The organism is Parabacteroides leei, assembly GCF_023369805.1.
Lineage (GTDB): Bacteria > Bacteroidota > Bacteroidia > Bacteroidales > Tannerellaceae > Parabacteroides > Parabacteroides leei.
Genome location: NZ_JAMBQG010000013.1, coordinates 46753 through 62316 on the forward strand (window position 1 = coordinate 46753; position 15564 = coordinate 62316).

Sequence of the window (15564 nt, forward strand, 5' to 3'; positions counted from 1 at the left end):
ATATGTATAACATGTAAATATAAAAGATTATACTACCTGTATTAGGCTTGTTTTTGTAAAAGAACACAAAAAATAACCACCTACCCCCATTATTAAAATAGTAATATCCGTCAAATAAATAGTAATATCCATCACCAACAGGATTTACCATGCTATCAACAGATTCTAATATAGCTTTGATTCAACACTTTATAGATTTGCAGCATTGAAATTAAATTTTCTTGAATCTAATTAAAGATTTGTTTATGAAAAAAGTATTGAGACCTATCGGACTTATTTTACTATCCGGCGCTCTCTGTTCTACCGGACAGGTATATGCAACAGGAGCTAAGTCGGAAGCTGTAACTAACATCGCTCAACAAAAAAAGCAAGTAAAAGGTACAGTTATTGATGCATTTGGCCCCGTAGCCGGTGCTTCCGTATCTATAAAAGGAACCAGTCAGGGTACTATTACCGACATGGATGGTAACTTTGTAATAGATGTGGAACCGGGAAGCATTTTGTCTATCTCTTTTATCGGTTATGTAACGCAAGAGATCAAATACACCGGACAAGCTACTCTGGATGTAAAATTAATGGAAGACAGCCAGAAAATTGACGAAGTGGTCGTAACCGCCATGGGTATCAAGAAAGAAAAACGTGCCCTTCCTTACGCCATGAGTGAACTGAAAGCGGAGCAGCTCCAGACTGTTCCCGTACAAAACGTAGCTACTTCCTTATATGGTAAAGCTGCCGGTGTACAGATCCAGCAGACAGCCATGGGACCTACAGGAGGTACCAAGATCCAGATCCGTGGTATCAACTCGGTGGAAGGTAATACACGTCCGCTGATCGTTGTCGATGGTATACCTATCAACGATACAGACTCCAACTGGGCCGGTCGCGAACGTAGCGAGACACAACAGGGATCTGCTCTTAACGACATCAACCCGGACGATATCGAATCGATGTCTATCCTGAAAGGTGCAAACGCTGCCGCTCTGTACGGTTCACGTGCAACCAACGGTGTGATCGTAATCACTACTAAGCGTGGAAGTGCCGGTAAAGGCCTCGGTATTCAGGTCGGAACATCTTATACGTATGACCAGCGTGCTTTTATGCCGGAACTTCAGAATGTGTTCGGAGGTGGTTCAAATCCGTACTTCACTACGAATGCAGACGGTCAGAATATATATAACGGTGATACTTACCGTAGCTTCGGTCCACGCATGGACGGAACGGAAGTGCTTTGGTGGGATGGCGTGAAACGCCCGTATTCTCCGCAGCCTAACAACTACCGGGATGTATTTAAAGACGGTTTCAGCAACAACAATAGTATCTCTATTACCAACGGTACCGATAAGAACAGCATTCGTCTGGCTTATACAAATATGAACTATGGCGGTTACCTGGAAAACTTCAAACAGAACAAGCACAACTTCAGCTTCTCCGGTAACTTTAAGGTACACGAACGCCTGACTTTCGATGCTTCTGTTTCGTTCAACATTTCGGAAACAAAGAATCCTCCTACACGTATCGACCGTGTTTCAAACTATCCGATGCCTCGTAACGAGATCACTCAGTTGTGGAAAGACAATTATAAGAATGATGAAGGCTACTTCCTGACAGATGAGATCTCAGGGATCAGTTCCGGAAACCGCGATAACATCATCAAATACCTGATGTGGCAACAGAATGAAAACGAATATACACAGAACCGCGAACGTCTGATCGCTTCATTGTCTGCTAATCTTAAGATATTCGACTTCCTGACTTTCCGTCTGCGTGGTGGTACGGACCGTTACCGTGACGACAAGGAGAACAAAGAATACTTTACCAAATATTCAGACCCCTCAGACATTAACAGTCTGGAAGGTAGTTACCGGAAAGAGGATGCACACTACCAGAAAAATTATGTGGAAGGCTTATTGATGTTCAACAAAGCTATCAATGAAGATTTCGATGTATCTGCCAACCTGGGTGTTTCCGGTGAAGATATCACGGAATCGAAAGTGATCTGGGAATCTCATGGTTTGAAATATAACGGTATGTTCTCATCAGAAAATAATAAGAGAGACCCGAAGGGTGCCAGTAGAGACAAAGTCGTTAACCAAGGTGAATTCCTGGGAGCTGTTTTCGCTTCTGCCCAGGTAGCTTACAAACGCTTCCTGTATCTTGACTTGACTGCCCGTAACGACTGGTCGTCTCGTTTGACAGCCGGCAACCGTAGTTTCTTCTATCCTTCTGCCGGTTTGAGTTTCGTGTTTACAGAAGCATTGGATCTACCGGATTGGTATAACTACGGTAAACTTAGAGGATCATACGCTATCGTAGGTAATACGACACCGTCTATCTACTTTACTAACTCTGAATACCAGTACGGATCATTCAATAGTTCAGTTATTACAAATGAATTCAAAGCAGACGTTCCTCCCACCAATATCGTTCCGGAAAAGACTTATTCATGGGAAGTCGGTTTGGAAAGCCGCGTGCTTAACGGACGTTTAGGATTAGACTTCGCTTTCTATACAAACAAGACTAAGAACCAGATCATCACTGTTCCGGTCGCTCCTTCAACAGGTGCTACAGGTATGAGAATGAATGCCGGTGAGATCGGCAACCGTGGTGTGGAACTTCAGGTTACCGGAACTCCGGTTGAAACCAAGAACTTCAGTTGGGAAGGTATTCTGAACTTCGCCTATACACATAATGAACTGCTTTCTCTGATCGATGGCATGGAAGACCGCCAGATCAGTAACCCGTGGAGTGCAGCGATCTTCAAAGCTGTTCCGGGATATGCTACACCTAGTGTATTTATCCGTAAATGGGTACGTGACGACCAGGGCAGAATCGTAGTGGATAAGAACGGTAACTACCAGCAGGAATCAGAATTCACTTATGCAGGTAGCGCAGCACCGAAATTCACAGCCGGTTTCACGAATACATTCCGTTACAGAGACTTTTCTTTAAGCGTACATATCGACGGTTCGTTCGGAGGTAAACTGCTTTCATTCACCAACAACTTCCTGAAAGCATCTGGTGCAGGTAAAGAATCTTTGTGGGGACGCGATGAAGAATACGGTGGTCTGGCTTATTATATCGACAAGAACAGTAACCAGAAAATTCCTCTGGACAGCCACAGCGCCTCAGCTCCGGCAAATGCACTTGACGGACGTGTACGTCACGACGGTATCATTGTAGATGGTGTAAACGAAAAAGGAGAAAAGAACGACATCATTGTATCAGCAGCCGATTATTACAACTCGCGCTACAACCGTAACGGTTCTGAAGACAACCTGTATGATAACACCTATATCAAACTGCGTGAAATGAAATTATCTTACCGCGTTCCGAACAACATCGTTTCTAAGATCGGTCTGCAGAACCTGAATGTTTCATTAATCGGTAGTAACCTGTTCTTCATCTATAAGAACGTTCCTAACGTGAATCCGGAAGCAACACTGGGTACAGGCGGTACGAACCCTTATGTGGAATACACTTCTTACCCCTCGGCCAGAAGCTTTGGTTTTGCTATCAACACCAGTTTCTAAACCTAGTAACTTACTCATAATAAAACAGTAAACTTTTATGAAACACATATTATATAGCCTGCTTCTAGGCACCGTCGTAGCCTTCTCTTCCTGCGAAAGCAAACTGGATGACAAGCACAATAATCCGGATGGATTTACCTCGGCAGAGATCGAATACCTTTTCTCCAAAGGTGCGTTGAAAGCAATCGAAAACGATTACGCCGATACATATAATTACAACTTCCGTCTGATCGGGAACTATATCCAGACAACTGCCCGCCAGGCAGGAAAAGACCGTGTCAACCTGTATCAGAACATTCAGGACGATAAGGCCCGCTGGGAAAACTATTACGTAACCCGTATGAGTACCCTGACCGAGATAGACAAGATGTATGCTACCCTGTCACCGGACGAACAGGCCAAATATCAAATCTTTGTCGAGGCTGGTAAGGTTCTGAAAGCATACAACACGGCTATCGCCACCGACTTTTTCGGCAATATGCCTTACACGGAGGCCTTCACCGCACGTAACGTAGTCTATGGTGGAAGCGTGATCTTCAAACCGAAATATGATACACAGAAAGATATTTATTATTCTATTCTGGAAGACCTGAAATCTGCTGCCGCTTATTTCAAGACAGCATCTACCAGCAATATATTTAAACAACAGGATATTATCTACAAAGGTAACTGCGACGGCTGGTACAAGTTTGCCAACTCATTGCGCCTGCGTTATGCCATGCGTATCTCAAATGCCGATCCTGACAAGGCCAAACAAGTATTGGCAGAACTTTCACTGGACCAGTTGATTACCAGCAACAGTGATAACACATATATTAAGGTAGACAACCAGAGTACTGCTCCTGACGGTATCTGGCGTGCTATGAACGAAAGTCATTCCAAAGCACAAAGCTACTATATGTATGCACCCGAATTCACTGTTAACTTGCTGAAAGAAGCAGCCGACCCGCGCCTGGTGGTATTCTATCAGCCGGCAACAGATGACGAAGGGGATGTTTACGAAGATAGCAAAGAGATCATCGGTTATCCTTCTTCTGCCGACAAAGCAATCGCTCTGGTAAACGGACCGAATGGAACTGAACTTTTCAAGATATACGGATGTCTTAACACGGTTACTTTCCGTAAAAACTATCAATTGCCGGTAGGTATCGGTATGACTGCTGCTGAAGTTTATTTCTGTCTGGCAGAAGCTGCACACCGTGGTTTGTTTAGCGGAAATGCTGAAGAGTTCTATAACAAAGGGGTTATCTTATCTATTCAGAACTATTACGAATATTATAAGAACAGCGATGCAGAGAAAGGAAAAGATATGAATATCGCCAACAGAGACGTATCCGACGGAACGTTGGGTAGCTGGTTAGCCACTTCAACTTTCAAGTTCAATTCATCAAAAGCATTAGAGCAGATCGCTACCCAGAAATGGTTACACCTCGGCTTCCTCCAGATATATGAAAACTGGGCAGAATACCGTCGTACAGACCTGCCTGTCCTGGATGACGACCGCGAAAACGGTGCTCTGCTAAACAAAGAAAATGCTCCGGTACGTTTTTTGTATCCTTCGAAAGAAGCATCCATGAACACAGAAAACTATAATGCTCAATCAGCAAACAACAAAATCGACGCGCGTCTGTGGTGGGACGTAAAATAGTCCCATCCAACTGAATAGCTACTAATCATTGACCGTATGGTTGATAATTGTTACCTTTGCGCTAATAATTACCGGCCATACGGTTTTATATTACAACAAACCATATTAATCCTATAATAGCATGAATTTCAAATATTCATTATTAGTAGCGATCTGTCTTGGGAGCGGTACTATGCAAGCCAAAGACTCGATCTATAAAAAAGGGTGGATAGACTTGAATAAGAACGGTGTAAAAGACGTTTACGAGGACCCCTCCGCTCCTGTCGAGGCACGTATACAAGATCTACTCAACCAGATGACACTGGAAGAAAAAAGCTGTCAGATGGCAACCCTTTACGGCTTCGGACGTGTCTTGAAAGACTCCCTCCCTACCGAAGGATGGAAGAACGAAATCTGGAAAGACGGTATTGCCAATATCGACGAACAATTAAATGGAGTAGGAAGCGCTCGCCGCAGGACACCGGAAATGATCTATCCGTTTAGCAACCATGCCGAAGCAATCAACAAGACACAACGGTGGTTCATAGAAGAAACTCGCCTGGGTATCCCTGTCGACTTCTCAAATGAAGGTATTCACGGACTGAACCATACTAAAGCAACTCCTCTACCCGCCCCGATCAACATCGGTAGTACCTGGAACCGTTCGCTGGTACTTCAGGCCGGAGATATTGCAGGAAAAGAGGCCAAAGCCTTAGGATATAACAACGTATATGCCCCCATCCTCGACGTTGCCCGCGATCCTCGCTGGGGACGTGTACTCGAGACGTATGGAGAAGACCCTTATCTGGTCGGTGAACTCGGCATACAAATGGTAAACGGTATCCAGCAAAACGGCGTAGCTTCTACCCTGAAACACTTCGCCGTATATAGCATTCCGAAAGGTGGACGCGATGCAGCCGTGCGTACCGACCCGCATGTTGCTCCCCGCGAACTGCATGAAATTCACCTATATCCCTTCAAAAAAGTAATACAAAAGGCCCATCCCAAAGGTGTAATGAGTAGTTACAACGACTGGGACGGTGTACCCGTTACCGCCAGTTATTACTTCCTCACCGAACTGTTACGCCAGGAATATGGTTTTAGAGGGTACGTGGTAAGCGATAGCGAAGCCGTAGAATTCGTACAAACCAAACACCACGTAGCCGACTCTTACGAAGAAGCCGTGCGCCAGGTGGTAGAAGCCGGACTGAATGTCCGTACTAACTTCACCCATCCCGCCGACTATATCCTTCCGGTACGTCAATTGGTAAAAGAAGGCAAACTATCCATGAAATCAGTCGATCGTATGGTAGCCGACGTATTACGTGTAAAGTTTGAACTCGGCCTGTTCGACTCGCCGTATGTAAAAGACCCGAAAGCGGCAGATAAGATTGTCGGTGCCGACAAACACCGCGATTTCGTACTGAATATGCAACAGCAATCACTCGTTCTCCTGAAAAATGAAAACAATCTGCTTCCACTGGATAAGAACCAGACAAAGAAAGTGCTTATCGCAGGCCCGTTAGCCAAAGAAACCAACTATATGATCAGTCGTTACGGCCCGCAGGGATTGGATAATATCACGGTTTACGACGGTATTAAAAGTTATCTGGGTAACCAGACAGAAGTAGTCTATGCCAAAGGGTGTGAAGTCAAAGATGCTAACTGGCCCGACAGCGAAATCGTTCCTACTCCGCTGACGGACGAAGAAAGACAGACAATTGCCGAAGCCACTTCAGCAGCAGCGGATTGCGACGTAATCATCGCCGTACTGGGAGAAGATGAAAGTTGCACGGGAGAAAGCAAATCGCGTACAGGCCTCGACCTTCCCGGCCGCCAGCAACAACTGTTGGAAGCTCTGCACGCAACAGGTAAACCTGTCGTGCTCATCCTTATCAACGGCCAACCATTAACAATCAACTGGGCAGACCGTAACATTCCTTCTATCCTCGAAGCTTGGTTCCCCGGCCAACTGGGCGGAGAAGCAATCGCACAAACCCTGTTCGGTGATTACAACCCGGGCGGACGTTTGTCAGTTACTTTCCCGAAAACGACCGGACAGATCGAGTTTAACTTCCCGTTCAAACCGGGTTCACAAGACGGACAATACTTCTCAGGCCCTAACGGCTCCGGAAATACCCGTGTAAACGGCGCTCTTTACCCGTTCGGTCATGGATTAAGCTACACCACCTTTGCTTACTCAAACCTTGCAATCAAGCAGGAAACGCCGTATTCGCAAAGCCCCGTTACAGTCACGGTCGATGTCACCAACACAGGTAAACGCACCGGTGACGAAGTAGTGCAATTATACATCCGCGATAAAGTGAGCAGTGTAATCGCTTACGAGTCTGTATTACGTGGTTTCGAACGTATCTCCCTCCAACCGGGAGAAACCCGGAAAGTGTCCTTCACCCTTCTTCCCGAAGATCTTCAGATACTGGACAGACACATGCAATGGACAGTAGAACCGGGTGAATTCGAAGTAAGGATAGGTGCCTCATCTACCGATATCAAGTTGAAAGATACATTCGTTGTGAAGTAATATAGAACGATCACAATATAGTCTATTCAGGTATTTCATTCCCTCTTACTTTCGAAACAACCCGGAGATTTCGTAAAGTAAGGGGGAATATTTATTTGTAAAAAGAAAGATTAATTATCTTTGCCTGAGAGAAAAAGGAGGAAGATTTGAAAAATCACAAGATACAACAGATTAACTCACTGGAAACACAAAGATGTTTCTCGCAGATATACTCTACATATTTTACCAAAATGATACGCTTTTCACAAGCTTATGTCATTGCAGAAGAAGATGCAGAAAATATCGTGCAAGATATATTTCTTTATCTATGGGAGCATCCGGAAGTATTCAAAACGATTGATAACATGGATGCCTTTCTGTTTACCCTGGTCAAAAACAGATGTTTGAATTTCCTTAAGCACAGCCTGTATGTAAATGAGAAAAAAAGCTCCATACAAACGGTAGAAGAACTGGAAATGCAAATGAACCTGTACTCTCTCCAGCAATTTGACGAATCATTCCTCACTATTTCAGATGTTGAAAACCTGATTAACGAAGTAATCGACAAACTACCGGAACGTTGTAAAGAGATCTTTATACTCAGCCGCATGGAAGGATTAAAATATAAAGAGATAGCCGAACGATTAAATATATCTGTGAATACTGTCGAAAACCAAATGTCTATAGCCTTACGCAAGTTAAAAATCGAATTAAAAGATTACCTGCCTCTCCTACTTTTCATACTTTAGAATAGCTCTTACCTTTTACTCGAATAAAAAAGTAATTTTTTTCATTTTCATTTGGTGGTAACTTCCCGTGCTTTTGTCTTTACTATAAGAGACAAACAATTTAGTCATGAATAATAAATTAGATAGATACTTCTCCGGCGATATGCCTGCTACAGAAAAAGCAGAACTCTTCCTGTTTCTGGAAACCGATCCGGAAGCAAAAAAAGAATTTGTACGCACAAAGAATGCACTTGCCATCTCGGAACTCACCGATCGGAAAGAAGATGAGGAAAAGACCCTCAAAGGAATCCGTGAATTTGATAAACGACTTGGGAAACGTACCGTCAGACAATTCAGGATCAATCTCCTGAAATATGCAGCGATAACACTGGTATTAATAATCAGTTCCTGGTTTGCATCTCAAAAATACAACCAGTATCAGCAAAAGGATCTATACACAGAAATAAACGTACCCAAAGGACAACGTGTAAATATGACCTTAGCAGATGGCACATCCGTATGGCTAAGCCCCCGGAGCAGAATCAAAATACCCAATGAATTCCGAGGGTATGACCGAACAGTCGAGCTAGATGGAGAAGGCTATTTCTCAGTCACAAAAGATCCCAAACGCCCATTTATCGTTAAGACGCAGCAATTCAACGTCGAAGTACTAGGTACAGAGTTCAATGTCTTCTCCTATACAGAACTTCCACGTTTCGAAACCAGCCTGGTCGAAGGTTCCGTACTTGTATATAACAGGAATAACAAAAACGAAAATATTCGTTTAAAACCAAATGAAAAAGTATCGGTAATCAATGATATCATGGTTAAATCCAGTTCTGATTTCGATAACCGGGATTACCTGAAAAGCGGTATATATAACTTCAAATCAAAACCATTTGTAGAAATACTCGACTGCCTGTCACTTTGGTATAACGTAAAATTCAAAGTGACCGGAACAGTTGCTCTTACCCGCAAAATATCAGGAAAATTCCGACAAAGTGAAGAAGTAGAGAAAATATTAAGTGCTTTACAAGGTGTTTATCATTTTGAGTTCAAAAAAATAACAGATGATGAATTCGAAATCTATTAATAAACAGATGTTTAACTCATTAAATCTAATTGCCCATGAAATAAAAGAACAACTACTATGATAGGACCAGAAAGGGTAAGTGATTGCAGCACTTACCCTAAAGAGTCAATACTATCAACCCATTTCGAGACAGATTACAGTATCAACTTTAAACTATCAGCAAAGTTATGAAAAAAAACTTGTTGCAACTATGCTATGTATTCAAACAAGATGAATTAACACACATTATTCGTATTATGAGATTATCCGTGTTTTTTGTATTCGTACTATTCTTCCAGCTTCATGCCATCGATACGCATTCGCAGGAAGCACGAATCACTATCACCAAAAGTAATCTTTCGTTCGGTGAACTAATCTCCGAAATAGAAAGACAAACCGATTATCTGTTCTTATACGGAGATACAGATATAAACCTGTCACAGTCTGTAAAGGTAGAGGCAAAAAATAAGACGGTAAAAGAAGTCTTAGATGCAGTCTTAATGAATAAAGGACTTACTTATAAAGTATTGGATAACTACATATCCATACATTCTACAAAAAATAAACGCCTTATATCATATTCCAAATCCTCGGAACCTCAAGTTCCAATGATCAAGGTGACAGGAACTGTGGTCGATCAGTTAAATATCCCTATTATCGGAGCGAACGTTCTTTTGAAGGGAAGTTCCTCTACTGGAACAGTTACCGATATCGATGGTCATTTTTCTATTGAAGTTCCAGCAAACGCACATCTTATCTTTTCTTATATAGGCTATCAGAACAAGGATATAGCTGTAAACAACCAGAAGACAATAGTAATCACCTTACAAGAAGACTCTAAAAACCTTGAAGAAGTTGTAGTCACGGCCCTAGGTATCAAACGCTCGGAAAAAGCATTGGGCTATGCAGTACAGAAAGTTGGAGGAGATAAAGTATCGGCAGTTAAATCAGTAGATGTAGGAACTGCATTAACCGGTAAAATTGCAGGATTGAACGTACAAAACAGTACAGAGTTCAATGAAGCCCCCAGTCTTTTATTACGTGGAGAAGAACCTCTATTGGTTGTTGACGGCGTACCTTATAGTAATATATCCCTACGTGACATAGCTTCCGACGATATTGAATCAGTTGATGTTCTGAAGGGTGCTACAGCGTCTGCCTTATACGGTGCAAGAGGAGGAACAGGAGCTATCATGGTGACAACTAAAAGAGGTACGGAAGATGGACTAAACGTGAGCATTAACAGTAGTACTATGTTCGAATCAGGCTTTCTGCGATTACCTAAAGTACAGACTTCGTACAGTACAGGGATGAATGGAAAATACAACTCTGAAGACTTTGTATGGGGTGACAAAATGGATATAGGCCATACAGCAACACAATATGATCCTTATACACATGAATGGCGTGAAATGCCATTAGTATCCAAGGGCAAAAATAACTTCAAGAACTTTCTTGAATTTAGTTTTGTCACAAACAATAATATCAGCGTTACACAAAAAGGTAAATACGGTAGTTTTCGTACTTCCTTGACTCATATCTATAATAAAGGCCAATATCCAAATAACAAATTGAATAAGATTAATTATACTGTTGCCGGTGATATGAAATACAAAAATTTCACATTTGAAGGCGGTCTAACCTATAATAAACGTTTTTATCCTAATAATACCGGTACAGGATATGGAACCGGAGGATATATATATAGCATGTTAGTCTGGACTGGGACAGACCTGGATATCAGAGATTATAAGAATTACTGGAAAAAAGAAAATGAAGAACAAAACTGGCCCAATAAAGTATGGTACGACAATCCATATTTCATTGCTAATGAAATTGTTCATTCCAGCGACTATGATATAGTAAATGGCTTCCTCACTGCCAGCTATGAATTTACCCCCTGGTTAAAAGCCTCATTAAGATCAGGTGTCGACACTTATAGTGAACGTGAAAAATGGAGAAACTCTATTGGTGCTTACGGAGGATGGAATAAAAAAGGATATTACGAAGAAAAAAGAAGTGGCGGATATAGTATCAATAATGACTTTATGTTAACTGCCGATCATAAATTTGGAGACTTCTTTGTAGACGCTTTTGTTGGAGGTACCATTTACTTCTACCAGGACGACTGGCTTTCAGGAAAGACTAAAAATGGCATTTCAATTCCTGGTTACTATTCTTTGAATGCTTCCAACGATCCTGCACAACTGGGGAGCTCTATTAAAAAGAAACAGGTAAATAGTCTTTACGGGAAAACTTCCGTAGCATGGAAAAGTACTTTCTTTCTGGATGTCACCGGAAGAAATGACTGGTCGTCGACCCTTCCTTCAGAAACACGTTCTTACTTTTATCCTTCAGTATCAGCCAGTATCGTAGCCTCCGAATTAATTCCCATGCCGTCATGGATTGATTTCTGGAAAATCAGAGGTTCCTGGACACAGACCAAGAAGGATTTGAATATCTACGATACCAATAAAAGTTATACTATTACAACAAACATGTGGGATGGAATGAATGGAGCTACTTATCCGACCAAAATGAGAAGTGCTATCATTAAACCGAGCTCAACCCGTTCATACGAAATAGGAACTGCTTTTCACTTCCTGAATAACAGATTACAACTGGATATCACTTATTATAATAAACTATATTATAATTTAACCCGTGACGCATCCATCAGTGATGCATCCGGTTTCGAATATACATTGATTAATATTGACGAGGAACAGCTTAGAAAAGGTGTAGAAGTCACTCTGGGTGGAACTCTTTTAAAGAAAAAAGACTGGGAATGGAATGCCACTTTCAACTGGTCACTCGATCGTTATTATTACTCCAAAGTGGATCCGGTTTATTCCACACAAAAAGAATGGGTAAAAGCAGGCGAACGTTGGGACTGGCTAGGATACTATGACTGGGAACGTGACCCACAAGGGAATATAATACATGAAGGAGGCTACCCTATTCAAAGTAAATACCAAAGTGTTGCCGGAAATGAATATCCGGATTGGGTATTCGGTTTTAACAATACTCTCAAATACAAAAACTTTACGCTAGGTTTTACAATTGACGGTCGTGTCGGAGGAGTAGCTCATTCGGTTATCGATCAAGCGCTTTGGATGACAGGAGCACATATTGACAGTGATAGCCCATGGAGATACGACGAAGTTGTTAACGGCAATAAAAGCTATGTAGGACAGGGCGTAATGGTTGTTTCAGGAAGTGTAGACAGAGACTCTAATGGAAACATCCTCAGAGATGACAGAGTTTTTGCTCCAAATGATAAGGCTGTATCCTATGAAGGATATATGAAGTTATATAATGGAGCAGGAAATGTATGGGATGCCAAGCATCAACATATATTAGACCAGACATTCATCAAACTGAGAGAACTATCGCTAACCTATGCAGTCCCCGGTACATTCTGTAAGAAAATCGGTTTGCAAGGAGCCTCCGTAGCCTTCATCGGACAGAATTTGTTTATTTGGACAAAAGAATTCAAATTCTCAGATCCTGATAAAGCGTCTGAAAACTTAAATTCTCCTTCTTTGCGTATGCTCGGATGTAATTTGAAAATCAATTTTTAATCAAATAATATATGAAAACACTAAAATATATTTTTCTATCGATCCTCTTCATTGCAGGATATGGATGTTCCGCATATGATGATATAAATACAAACCCTAATGCGGCAACCACAGTATCGTCATCTTTACTGGCAACCCCGCTCCTACTGGATCTGACAGCAACAGGAGGTACTGGATCCGGGTTTATTTCAGACAATTGCCTGGCTAAACAAATGGTATGGTTAGAATCTCTCCATGACTACAATTACAATGTTTTGGGAAGAGCCGGCCTTGGAGGATATAAGACATTGATGAATACTGTAAAAATGGTAGAATTGGCCTCGGAAGAAGATAAAGCTGCCTATCAGGCTTTGGCCCTTTTCATCAAAACATACCAACTGTTCTATACATCTATGAAGCTGGGAGACATTCCTTACAGCGAAGCCTTACAAGGTGAGGAGGGAAATGTCAAACCCCAATATGATCCACAGGAAGATGTAATGATCGCTATTATGAACGATCTCGATGAGTCCGCCCGTTTTTTCAATGAAGCACAAGATTTCGAAGGCGATCCGATCTTCCAAGGTAATATTTCAAAATGGCAAAAGACAGTAGATGCTTTCCGCTTGAAAGTATTATTGTATCTGTCCATGAAAGAGAATCATCCTGTATTAAAAGTAAAAGAACGGTTTGCACAAATTGTAGCGGAAGGAAATCTCATGGAATCAAATGAAGATAATTTTCAACTGGTATTCTCTAATAAGGCAGGGCAAACCTATCCTTTCAACACTTCCGTATCAAAGCATTATATGTATTCAACTATATCAAGTGTAATTGTCGATACACTTAAAGCTTACAACGATTATCGCCTGTTCTATTTTGCTGAACCTGCAAAAGCTTTTATTAGTCAAGGATTACAGGTGAACGATGTGAATGCTTATGAAGGATTGGATCCTGCTGGTGACTTCTCTGATCTTCAATCTCTGAATGCAGATGGAAAATGCTGTACTATGAACCTCAGATATACAGATGTCATCTCCTGTGAACCTTATGTGCGCATAGGTTATGCCGAACAATGTTTTATTCTCGCCGAAGGAGTATTGCGAGGATGGATAAGCGGAGATATCAATTCATACTACAACAACGGTATTAAAGCAGCAATGAAATTTGTTGCAGATAATACTCCTGACGACGTCAAATATCATCATGGTATGAAGATTACCGACAATTATATCACAGAATATTTGAATAGTGACCGTATTACCTTATCTGGTAATTTCGATCATAAGCTGAAACAAATCATTGGACAAAAATATCTGGCTTACTATATGCAATATCCTTTTGATGCCTATTTTGAATACAGACGCACCGGATATCCGGAGCTTCCTGTTAATCCAGAGACTAACCGAAACACAGTCAAGGACAAAATTCCTGTGCGATGGATGTATTCAACCTGGGAATATGATTTCAACAGAGAAAGCGTAGAAAAGGCCGTTGCCCGTCAATATGACGGACTGGATGACAACAACAAACTAATGTGGATCTTACTTAAATAAACAATCAATAGTTATGAAAAAGAATATTTTATTAATTCTACTGGGCATTTTCTTTGCCCTCAGTACAAACAATATATATGCATCTTCCCGAAATGCCAAACATGTTATACTAATTGGCCTGGATGGCTGGGGAGCTTATAGTGTTTTAAAAGCAGAAATGCCCAATGTAAAAAAACTTATGAAGGATGGTTCATATACTTTGAAGAAGCGGTCGGTGTTACCATCTTCAAGTGCTGTAAACTGGGCTTCCATGTTTATGGGAGCCGGACCTGAACTTCACGGATATACTGAATGGTATTCCAAAACACCTGAACTTTCTTCACGGGAAATTAATAAAAACGGAATATTCCCTACAGTATTTAGCCTGTTACATGAGTCCGACCCCAAAGCAGAAATAGGTTGTATATATGAATGGGAAACAATTCGCTGTCTTGTAGATACCTTCGCTCTCAATTACGACAAACATGTTTCCGAAGCAGAAAGTAACCCCGCAGCAACAGCACAATATGCAGCCGATTATATAAAGAAAGCCCATCCTAATCTGTTAGCTGTCATCATCGACAATCCGGATCACGTCGGACATGCAGCAGGTCATGATACTCCGGAATACTACACGGTACTAAAAGAACTAGATAATTATGTAGGAGAAATCGTTAATGCCGTAAAAGAAGCCGGAATACTTGACGAAACAGTCTTTATTGTCACAGCCGATCATGGAGGCATTAATAAAGGACACGGAGGCAAGACCATGCAGGAAATGGAAACAGCCTTCATTATTTCCGGTAAAAATATCAAGAAAGGATATGAGATTTCTGACAGTATGATGCAATTTGATATTGCATCAACTATTGCTTATATCTTTAATCTGAAACAACCACAGGTATGGATTGGCCGTCCTATGTTATCTGCCTTCAAGAAATAAACACTCTAATGGAGCTGGGAAAATCCCAGCTCCATTAGAATTATC

The 15564-nt window shown here is 41.6% G+C and carries 8 protein-coding genes; all 8 read left to right on the forward strand.

The genetic code is table 11. The features are described from left to right. Positions 1-245: 245 nt before the first annotated feature. On the forward strand, positions 246-3530 hold the full coding sequence (locus tag M1P97_RS17645; RefSeq protein ID WP_249389751.1) for a SusC/RagA family TonB-linked outer membrane protein: 3285 nt from the start codon (positions 246-248) through the stop codon (positions 3528-3530). Between the two features lie 37 nt (positions 3531-3567). After that, a complete protein-coding gene (locus tag M1P97_RS17650) occupies positions 3568-5178 on the forward strand; it encodes a SusD/RagB family nutrient-binding outer membrane lipoprotein (protein WP_195370560.1) in 1611 nt (536 codons plus the stop codon). 121 nt (positions 5179-5299) lie between these two features. After that, positions 5300-7699 carry a glycoside hydrolase family 3 N-terminal domain-containing protein gene (locus tag M1P97_RS17655; RefSeq protein ID WP_249389752.1) on the forward strand — a complete coding sequence of 800 codons (2400 nt, stop codon included), beginning with the start codon at positions 5300-5302 and terminating at the stop codon, positions 7697-7699. Positions 7700-7860: 161 nt separating this feature from the next. Further along, positions 7861-8427: an RNA polymerase sigma-70 factor gene (locus tag M1P97_RS17660; protein ID WP_195370685.1), complete on the forward strand. Its 567-nt coding sequence runs from the start codon at positions 7861-7863 to the stop codon at positions 8425-8427. A gap of 106 nt (positions 8428-8533) precedes the next feature. Then, the gene (locus M1P97_RS17665) at positions 8534-9499 is read left to right on the forward strand and encodes a FecR family protein (protein ID WP_249389753.1); all 966 of its coding nucleotides are present in this window, start codon (positions 8534-8536) and stop codon (positions 9497-9499) included. A 167-nt stretch (positions 9500-9666) separates the two neighbouring features. Then, positions 9667-13062, forward strand: a complete 3396-nt coding sequence (locus tag M1P97_RS17670) for a SusC/RagA family TonB-linked outer membrane protein (protein ID WP_249389754.1) — start codon at positions 9667-9669, stop codon at positions 13060-13062. A gap of 11 nt (positions 13063-13073) precedes the next feature. After that, positions 13074-14597 (forward strand): SusD/RagB family nutrient-binding outer membrane lipoprotein, encoded by a 1524-nt coding sequence (locus M1P97_RS17675; protein ID WP_249389755.1) that lies wholly within the window; start codon positions 13074-13076, stop codon positions 14595-14597. Between the two features lie 13 nt (positions 14598-14610). Then, on the forward strand, positions 14611-15519 hold the full coding sequence (locus M1P97_RS17680; RefSeq protein ID WP_195370555.1) for an alkaline phosphatase: 909 nt from the start codon (positions 14611-14613) through the stop codon (positions 15517-15519). Positions 15520-15564 lie beyond the last annotated feature (45 nt).